Annotated in this window: 23 protein-coding genes; 15 read left to right on the forward strand and 8 right to left on the reverse strand. The window is 58.6% G+C overall.

Going from position 1 to position 26878, the window contains the following annotated elements; genetic code table 11:
• The first annotated feature begins 296 nt into the window (after window positions 1–296).
• The 7 genes from OHL22_RS15310 (at window position 297) to OHL22_RS15340 (ending at window position 8806) form a co-directional block, all read left to right on the forward strand.
• Window positions 297–1649, forward strand: a complete 1353-nt coding sequence (locus tag OHL22_RS15310; protein WP_263339114.1) for a S53 family peptidase — start codon at window positions 297–299, stop codon at window positions 1647–1649.
• Window positions 1650–1888: 239 nt separating this feature from the next.
• Window positions 1889–4303, forward strand: a complete 2415-nt coding sequence (lon, locus tag OHL22_RS15315; RefSeq protein WP_263339118.1) for an endopeptidase La — start codon at window positions 1889–1891, stop codon at window positions 4301–4303.
• Between the two features lie 90 nt (window positions 4304–4393).
• Window positions 4394–5458: an aldo/keto reductase gene (locus OHL22_RS15320; protein ID WP_263339122.1), complete on the forward strand. Its 1065-nt coding sequence runs from the start codon at window positions 4394–4396 to the stop codon at window positions 5456–5458.
• Window positions 5459–5543: 85 nt separating this feature from the next.
• Window positions 5544–6263, forward strand: a complete 720-nt coding sequence (locus OHL22_RS15325) for a hypothetical protein (RefSeq protein WP_263339124.1) — start codon at window positions 5544–5546, stop codon at window positions 6261–6263.
• A 122-nt stretch (window positions 6264–6385) separates the two neighbouring features.
• Window positions 6386–6955 (forward strand): hypothetical protein, encoded by a 570-nt coding sequence (locus OHL22_RS15330; RefSeq protein WP_263339126.1) that lies wholly within the window; start codon window positions 6386–6388, stop codon window positions 6953–6955.
• 241 nt (window positions 6956–7196) lie between these two features.
• Entirely contained in the window at window positions 7197–7448 is a 252-nt protein-coding gene (locus tag OHL22_RS15335; RefSeq protein ID WP_263339128.1) for a hypothetical protein, read from the forward strand.
• 32 nt (window positions 7449–7480) lie between these two features.
• Window positions 7481–8806 (forward strand): MATE family efflux transporter, encoded by a 1326-nt coding sequence (locus OHL22_RS15340; RefSeq protein ID WP_263339131.1) that lies wholly within the window; start codon window positions 7481–7483, stop codon window positions 8804–8806.
• 72 nt (window positions 8807–8878) lie between these two features.
• Here OHL22_RS15340 and OHL22_RS15345 read toward each other — a convergent pair whose 3' ends face one another.
• The 6 genes from OHL22_RS15345 to OHL22_RS15370 form a co-directional block, all read right to left on the reverse strand.
• Complete coding sequence (locus OHL22_RS15345) at window positions 8879–9301, reverse strand: EamA family transporter (protein ID WP_263339133.1); 423 nt, start codon at window positions 9299–9301, stop codon at window positions 8879–8881.
• Window positions 9298–9663, reverse strand: a complete 366-nt coding sequence (locus OHL22_RS15350) for an EamA family transporter (protein WP_317890902.1) — start codon at window positions 9661–9663, stop codon at window positions 9298–9300. Before OHL22_RS15350 ends, OHL22_RS15345 begins: the two co-directional genes overlap by 4 nt.
• A 250-nt stretch (window positions 9664–9913) precedes the next feature.
• The gene (gene hpnJ, locus OHL22_RS15355; protein WP_263339135.1) at window positions 9914–11389 is read right to left on the reverse strand and encodes a hopanoid biosynthesis associated radical SAM protein HpnJ; all 1476 of its coding nucleotides are present in this window, start codon (window positions 11387–11389) and stop codon (window positions 9914–9916) included.
• Window positions 11390–11452: 63 nt separating this feature from the next.
• The gene (locus OHL22_RS15360; RefSeq protein ID WP_263339139.1) at window positions 11453–12856 is read right to left on the reverse strand and encodes a TolC family protein; all 1404 of its coding nucleotides are present in this window, start codon (window positions 12854–12856) and stop codon (window positions 11453–11455) included.
• A complete protein-coding gene (locus tag OHL22_RS15365; RefSeq protein ID WP_263339141.1) occupies window positions 12853–13800 on the reverse strand; it encodes a tetratricopeptide repeat protein in 948 nt (315 codons plus the stop codon). The genes OHL22_RS15360 and OHL22_RS15365 overlap by 4 nt, the downstream gene beginning before the upstream one ends.
• 41 nt (window positions 13801–13841) lie before the next feature.
• Window positions 13842–15086: an efflux RND transporter periplasmic adaptor subunit gene (locus OHL22_RS15370; RefSeq protein ID WP_263339144.1), complete on the reverse strand. Its 1245-nt coding sequence runs from the start codon at window positions 15084–15086 to the stop codon at window positions 13842–13844.
• 205 nt (window positions 15087–15291) lie between these two features.
• Between OHL22_RS15370 and queF the strand changes: the two genes are divergently transcribed.
• The 5 genes from queF to OHL22_RS15395 all read left to right on the forward strand — a co-directional run bounded on the left by queF (window position 15292) and on the right by OHL22_RS15395 (window position 19950).
• Window positions 15292–15690 carry a preQ(1) synthase gene (gene queF, locus OHL22_RS15375; RefSeq protein WP_263339146.1) on the forward strand — a complete coding sequence of 133 codons (399 nt, stop codon included), beginning with the start codon at window positions 15292–15294 and terminating at the stop codon, window positions 15688–15690.
• A gap of 72 nt (window positions 15691–15762) precedes the next feature.
• On the forward strand, window positions 15763–16470 hold the full coding sequence (locus OHL22_RS15380; protein WP_263339148.1) for an alpha/beta hydrolase: 708 nt from the start codon (window positions 15763–15765) through the stop codon (window positions 16468–16470).
• 30 nt (window positions 16471–16500) lie between these two features.
• Window positions 16501–17196, forward strand: coding sequence for a hypothetical protein (locus OHL22_RS15385; RefSeq protein WP_263339150.1), 696 nt, complete (start codon window positions 16501–16503; stop codon window positions 17194–17196).
• Between the two features lie 154 nt (window positions 17197–17350).
• Window positions 17351–18604, forward strand: a complete 1254-nt coding sequence (locus OHL22_RS15390) for an ankyrin repeat domain-containing protein (protein WP_263339152.1) — start codon at window positions 17351–17353, stop codon at window positions 18602–18604.
• A gap of 47 nt (window positions 18605–18651) precedes the next feature.
• Entirely contained in the window at window positions 18652–19950 is a 1299-nt protein-coding gene (locus OHL22_RS15395; protein ID WP_263339154.1) for a spinster family MFS transporter, read from the forward strand.
• A gap of 16 nt (window positions 19951–19966) precedes the next feature.
• Here the strand turns inward: OHL22_RS15395 and OHL22_RS15400 are convergent, their stop codons facing one another.
• Window positions 19967–20575, reverse strand: a complete 609-nt coding sequence (locus OHL22_RS15400; protein WP_263339157.1) for a hypothetical protein — start codon at window positions 20573–20575, stop codon at window positions 19967–19969.
• A 205-nt stretch (window positions 20576–20780) separates the two neighbouring features.
• Window positions 20781–20966: a hypothetical protein gene (locus tag OHL22_RS15405; protein ID WP_263339159.1), complete on the reverse strand. Its 186-nt coding sequence runs from the start codon at window positions 20964–20966 to the stop codon at window positions 20781–20783.
• 271 nt (window positions 20967–21237) lie between these two features.
• On the opposite strand from OHL22_RS15405, the gene uvrA reads away from it, so the two are divergent.
• From uvrA to OHL22_RS15420, 3 genes are read left to right on the forward strand one after another with little or no spacing between them, the layout of a single operon-like run.
• The gene (gene uvrA, locus OHL22_RS15410) at window positions 21238–24222 is read left to right on the forward strand and encodes an excinuclease ABC subunit UvrA (protein ID WP_263339162.1); all 2985 of its coding nucleotides are present in this window, start codon (window positions 21238–21240) and stop codon (window positions 24220–24222) included.
• Window positions 24219–25355, forward strand: a complete 1137-nt coding sequence (locus OHL22_RS15415) for a CPBP family intramembrane glutamic endopeptidase (RefSeq protein WP_263339165.1) — start codon at window positions 24219–24221, stop codon at window positions 25353–25355. Before uvrA ends, OHL22_RS15415 begins: the two co-directional genes overlap by 4 nt.
• 49 nt (window positions 25356–25404) lie before the next feature.
• Window positions 25405–26835, forward strand: a complete 1431-nt coding sequence (locus OHL22_RS15420) for an APC family permease (protein ID WP_263339167.1) — start codon at window positions 25405–25407, stop codon at window positions 26833–26835.
• The last annotated feature ends 43 nt before the right edge of the window (window positions 26836–26878 follow it).

A 26878-nucleotide genomic window follows, 5' to 3' on the forward strand; every position in this document is an offset into this window, starting at 1 on the left:
AAAAGCCTGCTTCTCCGGCAGGCTTTTTTATTGCCGTCACATCCCTCTGTTACCAACGATCGCTTGACTTTCCCGGCCTGCCTCAATAGCGTGTCTGCATCCATTTCCCCTAGATAACCGTATATCGGAATCTAAACCGCTCTTCGGGCCCTTGCTTCCTCCATCCGTAGGAATAGTTGACTTTCCCCGTGGTCGAGACCATTCAGCTTTCCTCCGTGTCACTGTTCCGCGCTTCACAGAAGTTCGCCCTGAGTTCCCCCATACGATTCCCGGATAAAACCACGAAAGGTCGGCCAATGTTACCCATCGTTTCTTCTCTGAAGTATCCATGGATCTCTCTCGTGCCGCAAAGAGTCCTGTCGGCGGTCAAAGTTGCATCAAAGGCTGTCTCGGTCGCGTGCCTGCTTGCCATCGCGCTACCGGCTTCGAGCCAGGGGCCAATCAAGCCTCCGAAGCAGCACCCCCTCGTCATCCCTGCTTCTAGCGTGGCCAACCCAGAAGACGCAGGCGTGCGCATGCACACCAATGTGCGCTATAGGGCCGGTTATACGCCAGACGAGCTCCCTCCCTTCAGCGGTTATGGCTTTGACACGCCGGCTTCGCTGGCATGTATTTATGGCCTGGCTCCTTACACCAAAGGCTGCAACCCCAACGTGACCACTCAGGACGCCACCGGCGGAAGCCAGTCCATCGCTATCGTCGACGCCTACGATTACCCTGAAGCTGCCGCCGATCTCGCCTACTTCTCTCAGCAGTTTGGCCTTCCCTTCGACCCCTCAAAATTCCACGTGGTATACGCTAACGGCACTCAGCCGGCCGAGGACCCCACCGGTGGCTGGGAGTTTGAGGAGTCCATCGACATTGAGTACTCTCACGCCATGGCGCCCAACGCAACCATCTACCTGGTGGAAGCAGCTTCCGCCTCTGGTGCCGGTCTCTTCCCAGCCGTCCTGGTCGCCAGCAACCTGGTGGCCTGCGGAATGACCACCACGTGTCCAGCCGGCAGCAAGGGCCAGGGCCAAGTCTCGATGAGCTGGGGCAGCCCAGAACATGCCCAGGAAGTCCAGCTGGATTCTCTCTTCTTCGCAACCCCAGGCGTCGTCTACGTAGCTGCCTCGGGAGATGCCCCGGGCGTCAGCTATCCCTGCGCGTCGCCCAACGTTCTCTGCGCCGGCGGCACCACCGACTCCCGCAGCCTGGAGACTGGCAATCTCATCGCTCAAATCGGTTGGTCCCAGGCCGGCGGCGGCATCAGCGCCTATGAGCCGATTCCCAAATACCAGACTCAAAATCCCTTCATCGCCAACCAGCTTCAGGGATTCCGCGGCGTCCCTGACGTCTCCGCCGTTGCAAACCCCGACACCGGCGTATGGGTGTGGAATACCTACCCTGTCGGCGGAACCGGTTGGTTCACAGCCGGTGGCACGAGCGTCGCCGCACCGCTGCTGGCCGGCATTCTCAACTCCACCGGCAACTTTGCCACTTCAACCCCAACCGAACTGACCAAGCTCTACGGCAACAGCCTGCTCTTCCTGGATGGCGGGTTTACGGATATCACTTACGGCGCATGCAACGTTTACGCCAGCTCGTATGCCTCGATCGGCTGGGATCAGTGCACCGGCCTCGGCTCACCCAACAAACTTAGGTAATCCAAAAACGCTGCCCAGAAAAGGCAACATGGAAAATCAACGCCCGCAGAGCATCCGGTCTGCGGGCGTTCTCCTTTTCATCACCTCGGCACTTGAGCATTCGCAGAGTGCACTCTCGTATTGCTTCTATTTGCCACCACCTCGAATTTGTCGCAGTATTACAATCTACCTAAGCAGCGGCCCATGGCCGGTTGCGACGGGATGCAGTTTGGCGCATCTCTTTAAGTTAAGGAACCCAAATGACTTCATCCCCGCGAGACAAGAACGAATCGAAAAAACTCCCCATGATGCCCATCCGCGACATGGTCATCTTCCCTTACATGGTTACGCCGTTCGTTGTCGGACGCGAATCCAGCGTCCGCTCCCTCGAAGAAGCTCTCAACGGCGACCGCAAAATCTTCCTGGCCACGCAGCATGACGCCAGCGTCGATGAGCCCAAGGCAAAAGAGATCTACCAGGTCGGCACCATCTGCAATATCGTCCAGTCCGTGAAAATGCCGGACGGCAATATAAAGGTCCTCGTCGAGGGCGTCGAGCGCGCCAAAGCCACCGACGTTACCGATGCCGATGGTTTCTTCGTCGCCACGGTGCGTAAGGGCAAATCCAACTTCGAGATGACGCCCGCCGTCGAAGCCCTGATGCAGCGCGTCACGACCCTATTCGAGAACTACGTCAAGCTCCAGCAGTCGCTCAACTACGAAACCATGATCGCCAGCGTGCGCATGGACGAGCCAGCAAAATTCTCTGACGTCATCTCGGCCAATCTCCAGCTCGGCATCGAAGAAAAACAGGAGCTCCTCGGCATCTTCGATCCAGCCGCGCGCCTCACCCGCATCGCCGATGTCCTTGATGTTGAAATCGAAAAGCTCGACCTCGACCGCAACATCCAGTCGCGTGTCAAGCGTCAGATGGAGCGCGCCCAGAAAGAGTACTACCTCAACGAAAAGATCAAGGCCATCCAGAAAGAGCTGGGCCGAGGCGAAAAGAGCGAGTTCGACGAGCTGCGCAAAAAGATCGAAATCAGCGGCATGCCCAAGGAAGTCATGGAAAAGGCCACGCAGGAGCTCGCCAAGCTCGAAGCCATGCCTCCCATGTCCGCCGAGTCCACCGTGAGCCGCAACTATCTCGACTGGCTCCTCGCCGTGCCGTGGAAGAAAAAGTCCAAGGAAACGCGCAACATCGAGTACGCCGAAAAAGTCCTCAACGAAGACCACTACGGCCTCGAAAAGATCAAGGAGCGTATCCTCGAATTCCTCGCCGTCCGCCAGCTCGTCAAGAACCCCAAAGGCTCCATCCTCTGCTTCGTCGGACCTCCAGGCGTCGGCAAGACTTCGCTCGGCATGTCCATCGCCAAGGCCACCGGCCGCAAGTTCGTTCGCCTCTCTCTCGGCGGCGTGCGCGATGAAGCCGAAATCCGCGGCCACCGCCGCACCTATATCGGAGCACTGCCCGGCCAGATCATCCAGTCGATGAAGCGCGCCGGCACCAAGAACCCCGTCTTCCTTCTCGACGAAGTCGACAAAATGGCCTCCGACTTCCGCGGCGACCCCGCCTCTGCCCTGCTCGAAGTCCTCGACCCCGAGCAGAACACAACCTTCCAGGACCACTACCTCGACGTAGACTACGATCTCTCCGAAGTCCTCTTCGTCGCCACCGCCAACGTCCTGCACACCATTCCGGCCCCGCTTCAGGACCGTATGGAAATCCTGCGCCTGCAGGGCTACACCGAGATCGAAAAGCTCGAAATCGCCAAGAACTACCTGCTCAAAAAGCAGCGCGAAGGCACCGGCCTCACCGAGCAGAACGTAACCTTCCAGGACGACGCCATCATGGCCATCATTCGCAGCTATACCCGCGAAGCAGGCGTCCGCAACCTCGAGCGCGAAATCGGCAACGTCTGCCGCAAAGTCGCACGCCGTGTCGTCAAGAATGGCGCAAAGCATCACGAAGAAATCACCGGAGACAACATCTCCGACTTCCTCGGCGTCGCCCGCTTCCGCAGCTCTGAAGTCCACGACAGCCCCGAAGTCGGCCTCGTCACCGGCCTTGCCTGGACCGAAGTAGGCGGCAGCATCCTCACCACCGAAGTGCAGGTGCTCGACGGCAAAGGCAAGCTCACCATCACCGGCCAACTCGGCGACGTCATGCAGGAGTCGGCGCAAGCCGCCCTCAGCTACATTCGTGGCCGCGCCTCAGCCCTCGGCCTGCAGCGCGACTTCTACCGCAACGTCGATCTCCACCTGCACGTTCCCGAAGGCGCCATCCCCAAGGACGGTCCCTCCGCAGGCATTACCATCGCCACCGCGCTCGCCTCGGCACTGGCAAAGATCCCTGTCCGCCGCGACATCGCCATGACCGGCGAAATCACCCTGCGCGGCAAAGTCCTTGCCATCGGCGGCCTGAAAGAGAAACTCCTAGCCGCCCAGCGCGCCGGAGTCTTCGAAGCCATCCTGCCGCGGGACAACGAGCGCGATATCCCCGACCTTCCCGACACCATCAAGAACAACATGAAGCTCCACTTCGTGGATCAGATGGACGAGGTACTCAAGCTCGCCCTCGAACGCGCTCCCAAAGCCCTCGAAGAACCAACACCCAGTGATCTGCCCGTCATTCCGCCCAGCGAACTACCAGCAGGCCAGCCAGCTCACCAATAAACCTTCACAAGTTATCCAAAGATAAGGCCGGGACATTATCCCGGCTTTTCTCAGCCGCATAATCAAATACTCTTCCATTGAGGAACCTCAATGACCCTGCGCATGAACGAATACATTACCCTCGGCCGCTCCGGCCTGCGTGTAAGCCCGCTCTGCCTGGGCACCATGACCTACGGCAATAACCGCTGGGGCTCCGATGATGCAGTCTCACGCGCCATCTTCGACCGCTACATCGAGTCCGGCGGCAACTTCATCGACACTGCCGATGGATACGCCGAAGGCAAAAGCGAAGAGATCCTCGGCCGCTTCGTCGCCGAAACCGGCCTGCGCGACAAGCTCGTAATCGCTACTAAATTCACTTTCAATCTCACCCAGGGCAATCCCAACGCCGGTGGCAACGGCCGCAAGAACATCTACCGCGCCCTCGACGGTTCCCTCAAACGCCTCGGCATGGATTACGTCGACCTCTACTGGCTCCACGCCTGGGACAAAGTAACTCCAGTAGAAGAGGTCATCCAAACCCTCGACACCCTCGTGCGCGCAGGCAAGATCCGCCACTACGCCTTCTCCGATGTTCCCGCCTGGTACTACGCCCGCGCCGCCACACTCGCCGAGTGCCATAGCCTCTCCAAACCCATCGCCCTGCAGCTTGAATACTCCCTCGTCGAGCGCACCATCGAGCGCGAGCACATCCCAGCCGCCCAGCATCTCGGCGCAGCCGTCTGCCCTTGGAGCCCTCTCGCCAGCGGCTTCCTCGCCGGCAAGTATCGCCGCGATCAAACCACCGAAGGCGGCAAAGGCCGTCTCGAAGTCCTGAAAGGCACAACCAATCCAGTCTTCGAAAAGTTCACCGAGCGCAACTGGCGCATCATCGACGCACTCGAATCCATTGCGAAACAACTAAATCGCTCCATGGCACAAGTCGCCCTCCACTGGGCCGCAACCCAGCCCGGCATCACCTCCACGCTCATCGGCGCCACCAGCCTAACGCAGCTCGAAGACAACCTCGCCTCACTCGATTTCGATCTGCCGCAAGAGCTACGCGACAGGCTCAACAAAGTCAGCGCCCTCGACCCAGCCCACCCCTACATGTTTTTCGAAGACACCCTACAATCCCGCATCCACGGCGGCGTAACAGTCCATCCGTGGTCCTGAAATTCGTTACCCCTTTCGCGATGGCTCAACGTCTCTAAACTCAAAGAGAATATCGATCCCTGAAACCTGATCTCTGACCCCTGTCATGCTCGACTACCGCGCCTGGATCGCCGCCGCCCTCTTACTGCTCGCCGGAGCAGGCGCTTACGTTTACTGGCTCTACCGGCCCAAGGCTACCTATACCGCCCGCTCCCTCACCGCCCCTCACAGCAACACCAAATCCCTCCACGTCGATGGCTGCCAGGAAGACTTCATCACCAGCCCCGGCGAGCTCATCGAACCCCTCACCATCCCCGGCGCACCGCTCGATCAGTTCACCAAAGCCTACGGCGACCCCGCCGAACACGCCAAAGACGGCACCTCCACCTGGAAACAGGAAGCCTTCGTACTGACCTCAACTCCATCCCCAGCCGAAGCCATCAACATCTCTGTCAACGGCAGACACGTCGTAGAAACCCTCGACGGCGTCGAGCTCGGCCTCGACTCCTTCGGCCGCATCTTCAGCAAAATGCAGGACAAAAAAGTAGAGATCCACGAGCGCCTGCTCAAAGACGACAAGAACTGGACCATCATCGTCACCCTCTACTCCGCCTGCGGCCACAAATTCCGCAGCGAATACACCCGCTCCCTGCCCCGCGACCCCGAAACCGACCGCGAAATCACCCAACTCCCCCCATCCCCCGGCCTCGACCCCAACGTCCTCCGCTCAGACGTCTTCATGAACAAAGTCGCATACGACTACACCATGGTCCCCAGTAACAGCAGCAACGAATCCAAAGAAGGCCAACCCTCCGAACACGACTGAACGAATACAGCTTTTTCGCACAATGGGCGTTCCAGGAGCGACCTCATGCTTAGATCCGAAGAAATCACTTATCCAGAATGCAATGCTTGCGGGTCGCCTAAAGATCAACTAAGGTCGAGCGTATGCAGACAGCGCGAATTCGCAGTGCACAAGCTGCGATCTTTATTTGTCTAGTAATTGGAGTTTTAGCGCTCAGCATTGCACATTTTGACGACTCGGAGCCCGGTTGGAAATCTGAAACGTATGAGATCAAGCGGCTAGACGCGCAAGCAAGAGTCCAGACAACGGCGACTCCCAGCTATTACGCACTCGAGAGACTGCCGTCGGAAATGGCGTCAGGTGAGTGGTCGAGCAGCCGGAACCTAATGGACTGCAACAATCCCGCGGAAACAACCTGTTTTGAAGTCGACTTTGAGAGCCCGTCGGGGAATGTGAAATGCAAGTGGCTTGTGTCCTACGACCGTACCACCGCAGACTTCATTGATCTTCGCCCACTGAATGCAGCCGCAACCAATCTGTTCGAGCTCAGTTCGAAAGACGATGAAACTCAAGCCAGCTTAGACCCAAGCAGCATCTTTTTCGAACGTAATGATGGTTCGCCAACGAGCGATGCCATCAATCTTGTGAAGGCCAGCTATGCCCCACGAAACTCCTGGACATACCTAGCATTCAAGCGCAATGGTTTGCTGTGAAGAAGAATACACTCGCCAACGATGACGAAGTGATTTCGGTGAGATTCACTGAGTCAAAAGCGGACCCCCTCTGCGAATGGATTGTCGAAATCAAACCGGGGACTCACGACCACTACAAGTTGATCCGCGCAAACAATGCCGCTACGAGAATATTTGTCGCGAAGACTCAATAAAATTGCCGCTGGGGGCTGGGTTGTCCAAAACTGTGAATTCGGATTTCAATCTTTACAGGGAAGAGTGTATGAGCAAACTGACGATCAACGCGATGGATATTCAAAGCATGGAAGCTAATGTCTATCTAAATGTCATTTTGAACGTGGCCAAACGCTACCTATCTACCGGCGGTCGTGTGGTGATACAGGAAGGATCAGACAATGCACCGCCTACTCTAATCCGTCAATTTACTGCCCTCGCAGAGTTTGAATCATTCATTAAATCCCTCGCTACCTCAACGGTACAATCACTCGCTTACAGTAAATATCTCTCCTCTTAATTACGAGGTTATCGATATTTACAATCTTTCCAATGCCCTACTGGTACCGGCGAGTCTTCCTCCTCGCCATCCCCCTCATCCTCTCCAACCTCACCCAACCACTGCTCTCCACAGTGGACACCGTGCTCTCCGGCCATCTCCCCGGTCCCGCAGCCCTCGGCGGAGTCGCCATCGGCGGCATCTTCTTCAATTCCATCTACTGGACCTTCGGCTTCCTCCGCATGGCCACCACCGGCCTCGTCGCCCAGTCCCACGGCGCACAAGACGAAGACGCCCAGATCCATCACTTCGGCCGCGCCCTGCTCACCGCGCTCCTCATCGGAGCCATCATCCTCATCCTCCAGCGCCCACTCATTTCCTTCGCGCTCACCCTCCTCGGAGCCAGCTCCGAAGTCCGCCACAACGCCCTCATCTACTGCACTATCCGCATCTGGTCCGCCCCGGCAGCACTCGCCAACTACACCATCCTCGGATACCTTCTAGGTCGCCAGCACGCCCGCACCGCCCTCATCCTCCAGGCCACCATCAACGTCGTCAATGTCGCCGTTGCCCTCGCACTCGTCCTCCACCTGCATTGGGGAGTAGCTGGCATCGCCACCGCCACCATGACCGCCGAGTGGTCCGGTTTCCTGATCGGCATCGCCCTCATGCTCGCCTTAGGAGCGCATCCCTCCCACCTGCGCTGGACCCAGCTCATCCACGGCCCCAGCCTGCGTCACCTCTTCGCGCTCAATCGCGACATCCTTCTCCGTACCCTCTCGCTCGTCGGAGCCTACGTCTGGTTCACACGCACCGGGGCACGCAGCGGAGACGCCATCCTCGCCGCCAACTCTGTCCTCATCAACTTCCTCTGGATCGCAGGTTACGGCCTCGACGGATTCGCCAACGCCGCCGAAGCACTCGTCGGCCAGGCCATCGGAGCACAGCGCCTCACCGACTACCGCTCCGTCCTCAAAGCCTGCTCCGTCTCCGCTTTCACCGTCGCCGCATTCATCTCGCTTGCCTACCTGGCCCTCGGCCATCAGGTCATCGCCCTCTTCACCAATCAGGAACCCATCCGCATCCTCGCAGCGCAATACCTGCCCTGGCTCATCGCCCTGCCGCTCATCGCCGTCTGGAGCTTCCTCCTCGACGGCGTCTTCATCGGCGCCACCCGCACCCCCGAGCTGCGCGACAGCATGCTGCTCTCTTTCCTCGGCTACCTCTTGCTCGCCATCTTCCTCTCAGCCCGCTTCGGCAATCACGGCCTCTGGGCCGCAATGCTCGCCTTCATGGCCCTCCGCGCTGTTACTCTCGCCTTGCGTCTTCCTGCCATTGAACGCAAATGTTTCTCCAAAGTTGAAGCAGCCCATGCATGAGATCCATGAAGAAATAGTCCTCATGAGATCAGAAGATATTGATTTTGAGACCGACTCTCTGAACTCCGGAAATCAGTGGGCGAGGAGATATACGCCGATGCAAACAAGAGCAGCGGCTGTCCAGCGGCGGCGGTCTACGTTTTCTTTGAGGAATATTTTGCCCGCGATGGCATTGGTGACTAGGGTGAGTGATGCGGAGGCCGGGGCGACGAGACTCAGGTTCAGGTGATTGAGCGCAAAAAGAAGCGCAAAAAAGGCCAGGGCAAGAAAAGTGACCCCTGCGAAAAAGAGCGGACACGTCACAACGGCGCGGATGGCCCCTTTAAGACCGGAGTGGGCGCGAATATCGTCGAGATCGCCAATTGATTTCATGGCAGCAGCAGTGAGAACTTCGCCCGTGGTGGACGAAAGGACTACGGCAGCGATCATGGCTGTAGCCATAAGCGCGCTGGGGGACGTCTGTTCTGCCTGACTTGCAATCTGCGCGAGGATCATCGGGTGTGAACCTCGCTGGCTTCAGTTGGATGTGCGTGAGAATTAAGAGACTTTTCAATCGCCGTTTCTGTACGGGATGGCCCCTGGGCGACGAATCCCACGCCGATGGTGATGAGGGCTATGCCGGCCCACCTGGTTGGGGAGATTGATTCATGCAGCCAAAAGCGCGAAAGCAGGGCGACAATGACATTGCCGAAGGCGGTGGCCGGAAGGACAAAGGTGAGGTCGGCCCACGAAAGCGCGGTGAGGTAACTGGCGAAAAAGCCGATGAGGAGCGCTATGCCTGCGGCGATCCATGGGGTGAAGACTGCGGAGATGAGGTCGAGCGGGTGGGATAGGGTGATGGGAGGCAGCGGCTTCATGCCGCGCGAGAGACAGGTATCACCGAGAGGCGCGCAGATGGCGACGAGGAACAGGATGAAGTACTGGCTCGGTTTGAGGGCGTGTTTCAGCGAAAAACTCCTGGCGGATGGCTGCGTGCAACGAGTAGGAACAGGGCCGCAGGCGAAGCGCCGAAAATTGTCATGTATGGGACGTACTAGCAGGCCAAAAATTACCGGGCCTGGGTTTCTGATGCGATACCCAGGCCCGGAGGTTCAGTTCTGAAGGGTCCTACGCGCCTGCGCTGACGGGGTCGGGAGATTTGCCCTGCAGCTTCTTGGCGTCCTTGACCATCTTGTTGCGCTGGGCGCGCAGCTTGAGGAAGGCTTTGGCTTCTACGTAGAGACGCGGCACATCGCGGTTGACGACGGCTTTCCAGATGACGCGGAAGGCCGCCTTGGGACGGAAATAGTAGGCGTCGTAGAACTTGTGGACCATCTCGAGGACGTATTCCTTGGGCAAGCCGGGATACTCGATGTGGGCCATCTGGTGGCCGCCTGCGTCGCTCATGGCGTCATGGTTGGTGATGAAGCCGTTCTTCTCGGCATAATCGAAGAACTCGGTGCCGGGATAGGCGTGGGCGATGGAAACCTGGATGGTTTCAACGTCCAGCGACTTGGCGAAATTGATGGTGTTCTGGATGGACTCTTTGGTTTCGCCGGGCAGGCCGAGGATGAAGTCGCCGTGAATGACGAGGCCGAGATCGTTGCAGTCCTTGGCGAACTGGCGGGCGCGCTCGACGGTGGCGCCCTTCTTGATGTTCTTGAGGATCTGCGGATCGCCGGACTCAAAACCGACGATGAGCAAGCGGCAACCTGCTTCCTTCATGGCCTTGAGAGTCTCACGGTCAGTGGTGACACGCGAGGTGCAGGACCAGGTAAGGCCGAGGGGCTTGAGCTTGGCGCAGAGCTCGACGGTGCGGGCCTTCTGGATGTTGAAGGTATCGTCGTCGAAGAAGAATTCCTTGACCTCGGGGAAGTTCTGCTTGGCCCAGGCGAGCTCAGCGGCTACGTCATCGGTGGAGCGCTTACGCCATGCGTGGCCAGAAAGGGTTTGCGGCCAGAGGCAGAAGGTGCATTGCGCGGGGCATCCGCGAGTGGAGTAAAGCGCGATATAGGGGTGCAGAAGGAACGGTACGTTGTACCGGGTCACATCCATGTCGCGCTTGTAGATCTTGGTAGCCCAGGGCATGGCGTCGAGGTCTTCGACCTGCGGACGGTCGGGATTATGCACGACCTTGCCGTCGACCTTGTAGCTGATGCCGAGGATTTCGTTCAGAGGCTTGCCCTGGGCGAACTCGACGACGGAGTAGTCGAACTCGCGGCGGCAGATGAAGTCGAGGGCGCTGCACTCGTTGAGGGCTTTGTCGGGCGAAGTGGTCACCGGCGGTCCGACAAAAGCGACCTTGATGGAGGGGTTTGCGGCCTTGATGGCCTCGGCGAGGCGCTGATCCCCTTCCCAACCCACGGTCGAGGTGAAGAGAACGAGAAACTCGTAACTCTTACAAATCTCGATGGTTTCCTCGGCGCTTACGTGATGCGGCGGGGCGTCGAGCAGTCGCGAACCCTCAAGCATGCCAGCCGGATAGGCGAGCCACACGGGGTACCAGTAGGACTCGATTTCGCGGGTTGCAGGCCAGCGCGAACTTGCGCCGCCGTCGAAATTCTCGAACGAAGGGGGATTGAGAAACAGCGTCTTCAAGGGCATAGACATCCTGATTATTCTACCAGTTTGGCGAATTTTGAGGGCGGAATCGTGTTTGTCTTTTGATTACTTCGCAGGGGCTGCAGGTTCACGAATCTGCAACTCATCGAGCCATTCAGAGATGTGGCCGAGGGCGCGAAGCAAGCCGAGCCGGGCTTTGGCGAGGTCGAAACCGGTGTCGAGGGAGTCGATGGTCTTCTGGCTCTGGTCGATGCGGGCGAGCTGCTCGGCCTTTGGTGAAAGCTGGGGTGTTGCCCCGGGCTCGGAGCCTGCGCCGTTGCCGTATTGGAGCTGCGATTGGACGGCCTTGAGCTGTTCAGCAGAGATTTGCTGCTTGAGCGAAGCGATTTCGGCCATGGCATCCAATTCGCGGATGTTTGCGTCGAGCGTAGCGATCTGGACGTCATTCTGACGTTGAGCCTGTTCGGCTTCTACTTTGGCACGGAGAGATTCTGCGGCTGTTTCGCGCGATTTGGAACGCTTGGAGAAATCCCAAATAGGTATCTGGATGGAAAATCCCGCGCTGAAGTTGTCAGCCTTGAACTTCTGACCTTCTTTGCCGAAGTAGGTGTTGTAGTTATTGAGCGAGGTCGCGTCGCGGTTGTACTGGGCTCCGAAACCAATGAGAGGACGGATGCGCGTGGCCATCTCGTCGCCTTCGGCCTGGAGGGCCTTGGAGTGGGCTTCTGACTGCGAGGACAGAACGCCGTAGTTGACTGGCTGAGCTTCGTCTGCCTTGATGGCGGGTATGGCTGGGATACTGGCGTGGTCAGGAACGATAGTGTCTTTAGGCAGGCCGGTAAGGGCTGCCAGCTGCGCACGGTCTGTCTCCGAGCGGGTTTCCAAACGCAGCAAAATCAGTTTGAGCTGAGCAGCTGTGAGACGCGCCTGAAGCAGGTCACTGTAGGGATCAACGCCGGCGTCGGTCCGCTGCTGCTCAATTTCAATGAGATGTTGGGAGAACTCGGCCTGCTGATGGGCGGCTTCGATCTCGCGATTCACAGTGTCTAGCTCGATGAAATACGTCGAGGCGTCGAGAGCCACCTGCTCTTTTGCGTCCTTGAGGCCGAGGGTTGCGGCCTCAATGCCGACACGAGCCGCCTTGATGTACTGACCCTGCGAATAGCTGAACACTAACGATTGCATGGTGGCGCTCGCGATGGAGGGCGATCCAAAGGTGAAGCCGATGGAGGGCGGACCTACGTTGGAGCCAATGACGAAGTTAGGAATGTAGACGTCTTTGGTTTCACGGAGAACAGCGTTAGCCTTATCGAGATCGGCTTGAGCGATGCGGACCGAGGTGCTGTTGCGCTGGGCGAGGGCGATAACTGTACCTAGCGATACCTGGGCCGAAGCGGGCCATGCGGCGGAGACGAGAAACAAAGCAAAACAGACGCAAGGGAGCGTAGCCTTGTGTGTTGAGGGCAGGCTTGACGTGGAGCGGGTTGTCCTCTGCTGTCTTGCGTTCAAGGCTTCAGTTCCTGAGCGGATTTATAGTCGTGTGCGAGGGCCAGAGCAGCGGACCTGTCGCGTTGCGCTCCGGCTGCATCGCCGGTCTGCTGGCGAAGTTTGGCGAGACGAATCAGGATATCGAATGCCGGGGCCTGCTCGACCTTGATGGACGACGAGAGATAGGTCTCGTAGAGCTGAATCGCAAGATCTAGATTACGTTTGGCACGTGACAGGACAGAGCCTCCGTTTACGAGGGCTTCGCCGGCATGACGGTCATGAGCAGCTGCGGACTGGCCGCTTTTGACGGCATCTAGCATATCCTCCCAGCGCTGCTGGCGACGATAGAAGCTACCGAGCTGCATCCAGCCGAAGGCGGGATGTGCACCGGAGGCAGCGGCCTTGTATTCGCGCTCGGCGGTGGCGAGGTCTTTCTGTTTCTCTGCAATCTCGGCGCGGAGAATGTGGGCACGCGGAGGCTCAACGGAGTCGAGTTGTCTAGCAATATCTTCAGCCCTGTCGATACCACCGCCAACGACTCCGGGAGCCTCTTTATAGAACTCGCCCAGGTCAGATAGAGCGTCGCCATTATGTGGATCGAGATGGACGGCGGTTTCGAGTTCGGCGCGAGTACGTTTGGCTAACGAAAAGGCGTTCATGAAGGAGGCGCGGTCAGCGCGTTCGCCGAGAGCACGGCCAAACCAGAGGTGGTAGTTGCTGTCCTCGGAACGAAGCTGGACAGCTTTTTCACAGTATGAGGAGGCCTGGTCGAATTGCTTCAGGGTGAAATCGACGCGGCAAAGAAGGTTGTTGGCTTCCGGATCGCTCGGGTTGGCGCGGAGGGCTGCACTGAGGAGCGAGATGGCGTCGTCCGCTTTGCCAGCCTGGAGATCCGCTTCGGCCGTGACCAGATCTGCCGCACGAAGAGGCCGAATCAGTAAAGCAAGCAGGATAAGAATTGACAAACGTACGCAGCGAACGCACGACGCAATGGATACAATGTCCCTCACCGCACAACCTTTATGGGCAGGCCATCTTCGAGTGGGAGGCCATTGAGGCTGCCGGTCGCGACGACGTCTCCGTCTTTGAGACCGGAGGTAATTGCGACATCGGTGAGATTAAGCGTGCCGGTTACAACCGAAGTGCGCACGAGGCTATCGTTCACGATGCGGTAGACGTACGGCTTGCCATTTTCGCTGTGCAGAGCCTCGCGCGGAACAGTGAGGCTATTGGGCGCGCTGGAGGTGGTTGCGGTGACGGTAACGTGGGTATCTGGAAGCAGGCCGCCATCTGGATCATCGATAGCAACGAGAACCTCACCAACATTTCGCGTGTTGTAGGTGATGATGGTTGACGGGACCTGGGTGATGTGACCGTGCCACTCGCGGCCAGGGCGAGCGTCCCATACGATAGCGATCTTCTGCCCGATCTTGAGGCCGCCGATTTCCGGCTCGTCGAAGTAGGCGCGGACGCGGAGATGGCTTAGGTTGGTCATCTGCAGGAGCAGTTTGCCTTCTTCAACGTAATCGGAGCGCCCAACTGGAATGGAGTATACGGTCCCGTCGATGGGCGCACTGTAGGACATCTGGTTGAGGATGGCGCGGGCGGCGGTGAGGTTGGCCTGGGCATCGGAAACTGCTGACTGCGCTCGCTGAAGCTCAACGGGAGCGTAGCGCGCCTGCTGGCGGGTCTGGAAGGAATTGAGGTTGTCCTGATTGAGGGCGACCCGCTGCTGCGCGGCAGCTACTTCGCTAGCCGAGGCTGCACCGGATGCCTGGAGTTTCTGCAGGGCGGCGAGTTGACGCTGCGCATCCGCAAGATCCAGCCGTGCGCGAGAGATGCTGGAGTCAAGCGATTGCTGTTCCTGAAAACTGCCACCATTGCGCGTAGCGTCAAGCGTAGCCTGGGCGGCGGCGAGAGCGCTCTCCGCGGTGGCGACGCGAGCTCGGGCGGAGACATCGTCAAGCTGCATGAGAACTGTACCCGCCTTAACGGCCTGCCCTTGCTGGGCATAGATGACACGAACGGACGTCGCGGCTGGAGCGTGGTACTCGTAATTCTCGACTGGCTCAACGATGCCGTTGGTTGGCACGGTGCTATAAAGCTCGGTCCGGGAAGCGGTAGCTGCGTGAACAGGCGTGCGGTCACGTGTCATGTTACGTGCAACAAAGAAGATGACGACGAGCAAAACTGCCGCGCCGATCCAGAGCCAAACCCGGCCCGTTATCTGTCTACTGGTTGTCTCTGCCATGTAAAACGACGATCCTGTACGGTTCGAGAGACGTTGCGTTTAGGGCTCGGTTCAAAGTAAATCAGCCGAAGGTCAGTATATAGGACTCATTCCCATGGGTTTGGGTGCAGGAGATTGCGCGAGGGTTGCATTTTAGACACTGCAGTAGTCATGAGCTGGAGTTGTGAAGATTTCCTGGAAATCGAAGGACACATACAATCGAATCATGACAGTTGAAAAACGCTATACGGATGAGCATGCCCGGGCAGGGCTCGATTTTAATTTTCCTGCAATTGAAACCTGGCCGAACCAGTTTCCGGGATATGAGATTGAAATTGACGACCCGGAGTTTACCTCGGTGTGTCCGAAGACAGGACTGCCGGACTTTGGGGTGCTGACGATCCGGTATATGCCGCGCGAACGCTGCGCCGAGCTTAAGTCATTGAAGGAGTATCTGTTTTGCTACCGGAACCTGGGAATTTTTCAGGAGAACGTGGTGAACCAAGTGCTGGAGGACATGGTGAAGGCGTGCGACCCGGTGTGGGCGGTGGTGAAGGGAATCTTCCGGCCGCGCGGTGGGATTTCGACAACGGTTGAAGCGCGGTGGCCGAGGCCGCAGAGCTGATTTTTCTTATGAAGTGCGCGGCTGCTCCTAAAGCTTCGATTTAGTTTGTGGAAGCAGTGGTAGAGTGGCTGCGTGCTACGACTGTGTGTTCTTTTCGTAATGCTGGCAGGCGCCGGTTTTGCCGGGGCGCAGACTACGGTTTCGTTTCCGACCTCGGATGGCGGCGTGGTATACGCCGATCTGTACGGAAATGGTGAGCGGGCCGTGGTGCTGGCGCATGGCGGACAATTTAACAAGGAAAGCTGGGCTGCGCAGGCGAAACGGCTTAAGGCGGCGGGATTTCGCGTGCTGGCGATCGATTTTCGCGGATATGGGAAATCGCATGGGCCGGGCGATACCGATGTTATGAGTGCTCCGCTCAAGCTGGATGTGCTGGCGGCGGTGCGCTACCTACGGGCGAGCGGGGCAAAGCACATCTCAGCAGTGGGCGGGAGCCTAGGTGGATGGGCGGTGGGCGACGCGTCTATTGCCTCGCAGCCGGGCGAAATAGAGCGCGTGGTGATGCTGGGTGCCGCGCCGGAAGAACCAGCGGAGAAGCTGCACTCGGCGACTCTGTGGATTGTGGCGCGGCAGGATGCCGATGGCGATAAGGAGCTGCGCCTGCCGGGGATTCAGAAGCAGTTTGGCAAGGCTCCGGAGCCGAAGCGGTTGATTGTGCTGGAGGGTTCGGCGCACGCGCAGTTTCTTTTTCAGACAGATCAGGGTGAGCGGGTGATGCAGGAGATTTTGAGCTTTCTGACGGCAAATGATCCAGCATCGGGGACACGGGACAGGCAGTAATTCCGCAGTTTTCCGCGCGAGGTGACGGGTATGTGGAGCTTTTCCTTTGCTGGATATGCATTGCCGTTGATGATGTTGCTGGGGCAGGCGCAACTGAGTGACAAAACTGTTCGCGTGGAGCGCAAGGATATCTGCGTAACAGAGGGGTCGGTGACGGCCATGGGAGATGGACGGCTGCAAACGCAGTCAGAGAAGATGCGGGCTTTTGTGAATTTGACCAAGCCGCAGTCGATCGAGACTCATTTCACCTATATGGGGCCGACGGGCGAAATTTCGCAATTGGGATCGGGCGCGCTGCGATTGCAGTTTGGGTTGGATCTGCGCTATCAGGATCCATGCAATGTGATCTATGCCATGTGGCGGGTTGAGCCGGAATCGAAGCTGGTAGTTTCAGTGAAGCGGAACATGGGAATGACGAAGAGCTCGCAGTGTAGCAACAGCGGCTACACCAACATCAAGCCGATCAGGAGTACTGCTGTGCCGCGATTGAGGAACGGCGACAGCCACACCTTTTCTGCGGCGATGAAAGGCGATGAGCTGCGCGTGTTTGTAGATCAGACCGAGGTCTGGACGGGCGCGGTTGGTCCTGAAGGTGCGGATCTGAACGGTCCGGTGGGAATGCGGACGGACAATGTAAAGCTGGTTTTTGACATGAATGCCGGTGGGCTTGCTGGAGCGCACTCAGAGACGTTACGGCCTTGCACCGCTGCTGCAAATTCGCGGTGAAAAACCATGTTTGTGCTAGGATGCTGGTAGCGTTTCAGGGGCGCATCCGTCCGCGGAAAGGGTAGAAGCCCACCCGAGCAGGATTTACAATTTCGCGAGTCTTCTTTCAGCCCGATGTGCGGACGCCGGGCGGTTGCAACGAAAGGAGGCCGCTATGGCTGACGATCCGCAGGACACTTCTCTTCCCTTCTCTGAACGACCTACTGTTTCTCTTCCTGATAAGCCCGATCTGCGCCATTTGAAAGATGAGGCGCGGGATCTGCTGCGAACCGGCGCGGTTGCGGCGCGGGCTGAGGCGCTGTTTCTTGTGGCGCGACGGTACGGATTTGCTAGCTGGCCGAAGCTGAAGGCTCATGTGGAATCTCTGACCGAGGTGGGTGAGCTAAAGCAGGCGATTGATACGAACGATCTTGAGCGCGTGAAGGCGATGATGCGGCGGAATCCCGCACTGCATCGGGCTCCGCTGGGGTATGGAAAGAGCGGGCCGCTGACTTGGGTGGCAGAGTGCCGGGTGCCGTGGGAGCCGCCCACCCCGGTGCGGCTGGAGATGGCCCGATGGATGCTTGAGAACGGATCGGATGTGCACCAGGGCGGGGACGGTCCGCTGATGAGGGCGGCGCTTCGAGGCGATCGCGTGCCGATGATGGAGCTGCTGGTGGAGCATGGCGCGGATGTGAATGCGGAGTGGGATGGATATTTTCCGATCATCTTTGCGCCCTGCGAGTCGGTGCAGCCGGTAGCGATTCGATGGCTACTGGAGCATGGGGCTAATCCGAACTGTGCGAGACCGGGAAGGAAATATCCGACAAACGCGCTGGATTATGTGATCGGGACGTATTCGCGGAGTGAGGAGCTGGCGGAATGCATCGATGTGCTGCTGGCGGCGGGTGCGGAGACTCGGCATGACAATCCGGCGTTGATGGCGCTGCTGCGGAATCGTCTGGACGAGCTGTCGGGGATGATTGATCTGGAACCGGACTTGGTGCGATGGCGGTTTGATGATCTGGATTTTGGCGCGACTGGCGGGAGGACGCTCACGATGCGTGGAGCGACGCTGCTGCATGTGGCGGCGGAGTATGGAAATGTCGAGGCGGCACGGCTATTGCTGGATCGAGGAGCGGATGTGAATGTGCGCGCAGATGTGGACGAGAACGGCGTGGGCGGCCAGACGCCGTTGTTTCATGCGGTGACGCAGTTCTGGAATCATGGGCTGCCGGTGGCGCGGTTGCTTGTGGAGCGGGGTGCGGATGTAAATCTTCGCGTGAAAGTGCCGGGGCATTATGAAGCTCCGGGTGAAGTGATGGAGTGTACGGCGCTGGGGTATGCGATGCGGTTTCCTGGTGAGCATCCGGGGCAGACGGAGAACCGGTGCATTGCGCTGCTGCGGGAGGCTGGAGCAGTGGAATAAGGCTGGCTGGTGTGGCGCGGTGGAGGGAGGTCGGATAAGCTGCGTAGGTGGCGACTCCCGCGGACATAAACAGGCACGAAGAGGTTGCGCCGGACAAAGCGAGCAGCGCTGCGCTGACGGCGCTTTGTCTGTTGCTGGCGCTGAATCTGCTGAATTTTATCGACCGGTATATTTTGCCGGGGACGCAGCCGCTGATCCAGGCGGAGTTCAAGGTTTCAGACCAGGCGATGGGGGCGCTGACGACGGCGCTCTTTATCACCTACATGTGCACGGCCCCGCTGACGGGCTGGCTGGGAGACCGGTTCCGGCGGAAACCGTTGATTGTCGTGGGAGCTGTGCTGTGGAGCCTGGCGACTCTGTTTACCTACTTTGTGCACGACTACTGGACGCTGTATTTTCGGCATGCGCTGGTGGGGGTGGGTGAGGCGACGTTTACGATTTTTGCGCCGGCGGTGATTTCTGATTATTTTCCGGCACGGGACCGGAATCGGGTTCTGTCGATTTTTTATCTGGCGATTCCGGTGGGGGCGGCGCTGGGATATCTGATTGGCGGGCAGTTGGGCGAGCGGTATGGCTGGCGGACGCCGTTTTTTGTGGGGGCGATTCCGGGGCTGCTGGTGGCGGCGGCTTACTGGATCTGGGCGAAGGAGCCGGTGCGGGGTGGGGCAGAAGGACATGCGAGTGAGGTGAAGCCTTCGCGTGAGGAGATGTGGCGAAACTCTGCGGGGCTGTTCAGGAACGCTGGGTTTCTATGCGCGACGCTGGGCATGGCGATGCTGGTGTTTGCGATGGGTGGGATTTCGACGTGGATGCCGACGTTTCTGCACCGGTTTGCGGGGATGGGAGTGGGTAAGGCGGGGACGGTTCTTGGGGCGATTACGGTGGCCGATGGCCTGCTGGGCACCGCCATTGGTGGATGGGTGGCACAGATGTGGTTGAAGCGCGATCATCGGGCGCTTTACCTGGTGTCGGCTTGGAGCATGATTTTGACGTTGCCGCTGGCGGCGCTGGTGTTTTTCGGTCCCGCGAAGTGGTCGGTGGCGGCGCTGGCGGGGGCGGAGTTTTTTCTGTTTCTGAATACCGGGCCGCTGAATGCGGCGATTGTGAACTCGGTGGGGGCAGAGGTGCGGTCGACGGCGATTGCGGTGAATCTGTTTCTGATTCACATGCTGGGGGATACGTTTTCGCCGCAGATTATTGGGGCTATTTCGGGGTGGGCGACTAAGAATGGCGGGCTGAGGACGGGGTTGGGGTTGACCCTGGTGACGATGGTGGTTTCGGCGGTATTGTTGTTTGCGGGGGCGCGGTTTGCGCCGCGGCTGGAAGCCGAACAGAAGCCCTTATAAGAGAGTATGACCGACATTACCTAGCCCATTGCGATATGAAGTTCTGAAACTCCACAGAAGGCCGCACGTGATGTTCATCAACGTAGTGCCGAAAGCCAGAAGGCCAGACCCATTCCATAAATTGATATTCCATGTCTCCATTTCTGCAACCGCAAATACGGCAACTGGAATACCCTCGGTAGGCAATCCTTTTCGCTGTCTGCTCAACGTGATCGAGCGACGCAAGAAAGACTTCCCTGCCTGTCCATCCAGAATCCGGAACCGGCCAATCAGGATTACCGACCCTTCCTTGGCTTGTGGTATCTGCTGTTCTCCAAAATCCCTCAAAAAGGGGTTTAGAAGCTTCAAAAGCTCCAGATTCACCTGTCACGGCGGGGACATAGATTCGCCAGATGCCATCGAGCAAAACTGCGGCGAACCGTCTTCGTCCCATAGAAATACTGGTTTCATATGTTTTGACATGGCAGCGAAGAGCTGGATTTCGCGGATCGGACATCACAATCGGGAGTTCACTCAGTGGAAACCAATGCGTGGCCCATGGGTTCCATTCACCAATGAATTGAGCCCGCATCTCTTCGCGGATCGATGCTTGAGGTAATTCGCCCAGTAGACGCCATGCAGGCACGTGCTTATCCCCTCCCAATAGTTATCTTAGTGCCAAAATTGGATGGGCTGAGGATTCAACGAAGAACGAAACCATGGAAAAGACCGTTCGATGAATCACAAAAAAGCGGGCCTCAGGGTCTAAAGACCCGGCCTAATTTTTATGGGCTTAATGCCTGGGCTGAAGCCCAGGCCTACCACACTTCGCACAGAGCCAGAAGCACGAATTACGAGACGCGGGCGGCTTCGGTGGTGGGCTTTACTGTGCTGACGGGGGTGGGGTTGCTCTGCCGACTGTGCCAGTGCATGAGTGCGAAACCGGCGCGAACGATGGCATAGGCTGCCCATACGCCGAAACCCATGGAAGCCAGCGCGGCGCAGATCAACATCACGAGATTGAAGAAATCCTGCATACAACTCCAACAGCGTACTGCATTGCCTTAACTGCTCGAAGAACTTGGATGCACTTTGAGCGGCTAACGGCAACAGGACAGACTACTTGGGGGATTTGCTGTCCTCGACAAGGATTGTCTCACCAGAATCGGTTTCGTTGACCCTGTGGGTGTTGGCAAATAGAATACCTCTAGAGGGTCAGTTCCATTGTAAGAGAGCGATTCCGGTTGGTTGAGACGCCGTATCGCTCCTGGAATATTACCCGCCCACCCTTTCTGATCCGCTCAAAACATGACGATTTCCCACATTTCGGTGCGCGGGGCGCGGCAGCATAACCTGCGCGATATCAGCGTGCGCATTCCACGGAATACGCTGACGGTTGTGACTGGCCTTTCGGGCTCGGGCAAGAGTTCGCTGGCCTTTGACACCATCTATGCCGAGGGACAGCGGCGGTATGTTGAGACGCTGTCGGCGTACGCGCGACAGTTTCTGGATCAGATTGAACGGCCAGATGTGGACTCCATCGAGGGACTGAGCCCGGCGATCTCGATTGAGCAGAAGACGACGAGCCGTTCACCGCGATCGACGGTGGGAACCATCACCGAGATCTATGACTATCTGCGGTTGCTGTATGCGTCTGTCGGAACGCCGCACTGCCCGAACTGCGGCAAGGCGATTTCGCGTCAGACGGCGGAGCAGATTGTGCAGCGCATTCTGCAACTCGGTGACGGGCAGCGCGTGGTGATCATGGCGCCGGTGGTGCGGGGGCGCAAGGGCGAGTTTCGCGAGTTGCTGGATCAACTGGAGCAGCAGGGATTTCGCGCGCGGATTGATGGCGAGTTACGTGAACTGACGGAAGACATTGCATTGGACCGGCGGAAGAACCATACGATTGAGGCGGTGGTGGACCGAATCATTCTGAAGGCCGGTGTGGAGAAACGGCTTGAAACTGCGGTGGCCAAAGCACTGCAGATGGCGAATGGGCTGGTGCTGGTCTCTTCGTCGACTTCGGCTGCGGCGGAGAAGGATGAGCAGCTTTTTTCTTCGTCGATGGCGTGCCCTGATTGCGGACTGGATGTGCCGAAGCTGGAACCGAGGAGTTTTAGCTTCAACTCGGCGTATGGGGCCTGTCCGGAGTGTCATGGGCTGGGGTCGTTGTACGATTTCGACCCCGCGAAGGTAATTACGGACTGGTCGAAGCCACTGCTGGATGGGGGACTGGGGCCGGGATCGGCGTCGCAGTATCTTCTGAAGCTGATTCACGTAGCGGCGCAACGGTATGGCATCGATCTGAAGCTGCCGTTTGAGCAGTTGCCGAACAAGCATCAGCACATACTGGTCTATGGGCCGCCGAAGGGCGAGGGACCTCGGACGGGATTTCACGGGATTCTGGCGTATCTGCGCGATGGCATCGAAGAGGCCAAGAGCGAGGGCTATCGCGAATACATGATGCAGTTCATGTCTGCGTCGGTGTGCCCGGTGTGCCGTGGTAAGCGGCTGAGGCCCGAATCGCTGGCGGTGAAGGTTGGCGGGTTGTCGATCAGTGACTTTACGGCGCTGTCGTTGAATAAGTCGCTGGATGCGGCGCGGGGACTCACGTTTACGGAGCGCGAGGCGCTGATTGCGGAGCGGATTCGCAAGGAAGTGGTCGAGCGGCTGGAGTTTCTGGCTGAGGTGGGATTGAGCTATCTGTCGCTGGACCGGAATGCGGCGACGCTATCTGGTGGCGAGGGGCAGCGGATAAGGCTGGCGACGCAGATTGGCTCGCGGCTGCGTGGGGTGCTCTACGTGCTGGACGAGCCATCGATCGGGCTGCATCAGCGCGACAACATGCGGCTGATTGATGCACTGACGCGGCTGCGCAACCTGGGCAATACAGTGCTGGTGGTCGAGCACGACGAAGACACGATTCGTTCGGCGGATTATGTACTGGATCTTGGGCCGGGAGCGGGACGGCTGGGCGGTGGCGTGGTGGCGCAGGGAACGCCTGCGGAGATCATGGCGGCTCCGGATTCACTGACGGGCAAGTACCTCTCAGGCGAGATGAGCATCATGCACCGGGCGAGGCCGCGTTCGCTGACGGGCAAGTGGATCACGATTGCCGGCGCGCGCGAACACAATCTGCGCGATGTCACGGTGAAGTTTCCGCTGGGCGTGATGACGGTGGTGACGGGTGTGAGCGGCAGCGGCAAGAGCACGCTGGTGAATGACATTCTGTACCGCTCGCTGGCGAATGAGTTGTATGGGTCGCGTGAGGAGCCGGGCAATCACGATACGCTCACTGGTGCGGAGCAGATCGACAAGGTGATTCGCATTGATCAGTCGCCGATTGGAAGAACGCCAAGGTCGAATCCGGCGACGTATACGCAGTTGTTTTCTCCGCTGCGGGACCTGTTTGCGATGATGCCTGAGTCCAGGGAACGGGGATACAAGGCCGGGCGGTTCAGCTTTAACGTTGCGGGCGGGCGCTGCGAGGCTTGCGAGGGCGATGGGCAGCGGCGGATTGAGATGAATTTCCTGCCCGATGTCTACGTGCAATGCGAGGTTTGCAACGGCAAGCGATATAACCAGGAGACGCTGGCGGTCAAGTTCAAAGGCTACTCGATTGCAGATGTGCTGGACCTGACGATAGAGGATGCGCTGACGGTGCTCGAAGATGTGCCGCAGTTGAAGCAGAAGTTGCAGACGCTGGTGGATGTGGGGCTGGGCTATGTTCATCTCGGACAGAGCGCTACGACTCTGTCTGGCGGCGAGGCGCAGCGGATGAAGCTGGCGCGCGAACTGTCAAAGCGGCAGACGGGCCGGACGCTGTATCTGCTGGATGAGCCGACGACGGGGTTGCACTTTGATGATGTGCGGAAACTGCTCGAAGTGCTGCACCGGTTGACGGATCTTGGCAATTCGGTTGTGATAATCGAACATAATCTCGACGTAATTCGTAATGCAGATTGGCTGATCGACATGGGGCCGGAGGGTGGCGAGGACGGCGGACGCGTGATAGCGGAAGGGCGTCCGAAGCAGGTGGCCGCGGTGGCTGGGTCGCATACCGGGGAGTTTCTGGCGAAGTATTTTGCGGAGCATGGCGCGCCGGCCGATCCGATGCCGGAGATACTGGAGGTTGCTGCCGTGGAAAGCAACTCCGGCGGAAACGCGGAAGAAAAACCCGCGTCCAACAAGGGTACGAAAGCCAGGGGTACGAAGGCGGCGAAGAAGACGAGCGGCAGTAAAACGGCTAAGGCCAAGACGGCGCGAAGGGCGAGGACAAACGAGGCATGAGCGAAGATCCCAGGTTGGAAGGTGAGACCGCCGAGGGAGCGGACCAGAGAGCCGAGGGTCGACTCGTGCACCAGGGTGCGGAGCCGGACGCAGCGAAGCATGAGGCGGAAACAGACTCAGCATTGCCGGAGCGGCCATCCGCGGAAGTGACGCCTGTACCGGAGATGTCGGAGCCGGTTGTTCTGTATTCCGAGATGCCGGAATCGGTTGCACCCCAGCCTCAGTCCGGGCCTCCGGTGTTTTATTCCAATGGCAATGGATTCGATGGGCCTTTACTGGTGAGCGCCCCGCCCGAGCCGCTGCCTGTGGTGCAGACACGCGCGCCCAATGTGCTGGACGCGACGCTCTTTCTCATTCTGCTGATTGCCGGGGCAGTGGTGAGCTCGGCGCTACTGGGCGCGGCGCTCTATTTTCACTGGCTGGATAAATTGTTCGGTGTGCACGGCCTGGACGCCGCGGCGAAGAGCACGCCAGTAGAGCTAGGGCTGGAGCTGGTGATTTATCTCATCGGAATCGGGATCGCTGTGCCGCTGTTCCGGATGATCTGGCATAAGTCATTCTTCTCAGGTGTGCACTGGCATGGGGCAACGGCGGCCCGGCTGCGCTATCTGTTGTTTGGCGTGGCGGTGATCTGCAATCTGCTGGCGATCGTGGGCAATTGGCTGCTTCCCTTCCCGCAGCATGCGCCGATTGACAAGCTGTTCGGCACGACTACCGACGCGTGGATACTGGCTTGTTTTGGCGTGCTGATTGCTCCCTTCTTTGAGGAGTTGATCTTTCGCGGATTTCTGCTGCCTGCGATTGCGACGGCCTGGGACTGGATGAACGAGAAGATGACGCACGAGTTGCCGAGACCGCTGGATGCGGCTGGGAATCCAGTGTGGAGTGTGGGTGCGATGGTGTTTGCAGCGCTGCTGGTCAGCGCTCCGTTTGCTGCAATGCACGCGCCGCAGGTGGGCAATGCATGGGGGCCGGTGATGCTGCTCTACTGCATCAGCCTGATCCTGTGTGCGGTACGGCTGAAGACGCGGTCGCTGGCGGCTAGCACTCTGGTGCATGCTTCGTATAACTTTCTGCTGTTTGCGGTGATGTTTGCGGAGACCGGCGGGTTCCGGCATCTGGATAAGCTGTAGGCTCGCGAAACATAGACATCTATTCCCGCGTGCTACTCTCGTTTCAACCATGAGCCTGAATTCGCCGGCTGCTTCGACTCAATCCCATACTGAAGTGACGCACGAGCTGCCTCGCGTGCTGGGCGGCAGCCATGCCATGGCGATTGTAGTGGGCACCATCATCGGCAGCGGCATCTTTCTGGTGCCGACGGAGATGATGCAGGCTGTGGGGTCGTCGGGGCTCGTGTACCTGGCGTGGGTCGTGGGTGGACTGCTCTCGCTGTTCGGCGCAATGACGTATGCCGAGCTGGGCTCGATGATGCCCTACGCCGGTGGCGAGTATGTCTACCTGCGCGGGGCATATGGCGACCGCACAGGCTTTCTCTACATGTGGACATGGTTTGCGGTGGCGAAGCCGGCGTCGATTGCTTCGGTGACCAGCGGCCTGGCGCGGACGCTGGGGATCTTTGCGGTCTTTCACTGGCTGGATATGGTCGCGTTTGCGCTGCCGGTGCGTGTGCACGGTGAGCTGCTGCCGGTGATGTGGTCGCAGATCTTTGCCATCGGAATGACGTGGCTGATTACTGGGCTGAACTACCTGGGCATCAAGAAAGCCGGGGATTTTCAGGTGCTGTTTACGATGCTGAAGGCGGTGCTGATTCTTGTTGTGGTTGGGTTTTGCTTTGCGTCGAGCACGGGTTCATGGGGAAATTTTGCGACGACTCTGCCGCACGCTACTGGTGGAGTTACGGGGTTCATGATTGCGCTGATTGCGACGCTATGGGCCTACGACGGATGGAACGACCTGACGATGGTGGCGGGCGAGGTGAAGACTCCGGAGCGGAATTTACCGTTCGCGCTGATTGGCGGGCTGTTTGTGGTGGGCGCGCTGTTTATGGCGACGAATGCGGCGATCCAGTACATACTGGCTGCACCACAGATTGCGGCTTCTCCGCGACCGGCGGTGGCGGCACTGTCAGTGGTGGCTGGACCTGCGGGGGCGGCGCTGGGGGCGGCGGGAATGGCGCTCAGCATCTTCGTAACTTTGAATGGAACAATTATGTCGGGGGCGCGCATTCCTTTTGCCGCTGCCCGCGATGGGTTGTTCTTCCCTCCGTTTGGCAAGATACATCCGCGTTTCAAAAGCCCTTCGACTTCGCTGGTGATTCAAGGGCTTTTGTCGACGGTGCTACTGATTGCGCTGGGGCGGTTTCAGCAGTTGTTTGAGCTGGCGGTATTTGCTGAGTGGCTGTTTTACATGCTGACGGCTACGACAGTGTTTGTGTATCGCAGGAAACATCCGGAAATGACGCGGCCATATCGGGTTTGGGGGTATCCGGTGCTCCCGGCGGTGTTTGTGCTGAGTGCTGCGGTAGTGCTGTATTCGAGCTTTGTGGGGAATCTGCAGGGATCACTGATTGGGACTGGGCTGATTTTGCTGGGGCTGCCGCTGTATGAGTGGATTAAGCGGCGGTATGACAGTGCTGCAATCGCGTCGTAATGTCTCGAACACGTTTGTCCCGCCGTGAATTTTTACGGCGAAT

This window comes from Acidicapsa dinghuensis, assembly GCF_025685685.1.
Taxonomy (GTDB): Bacteria; Acidobacteriota; Terriglobia; order Terriglobales; family Acidobacteriaceae; genus Acidicapsa; species Acidicapsa dinghuensis.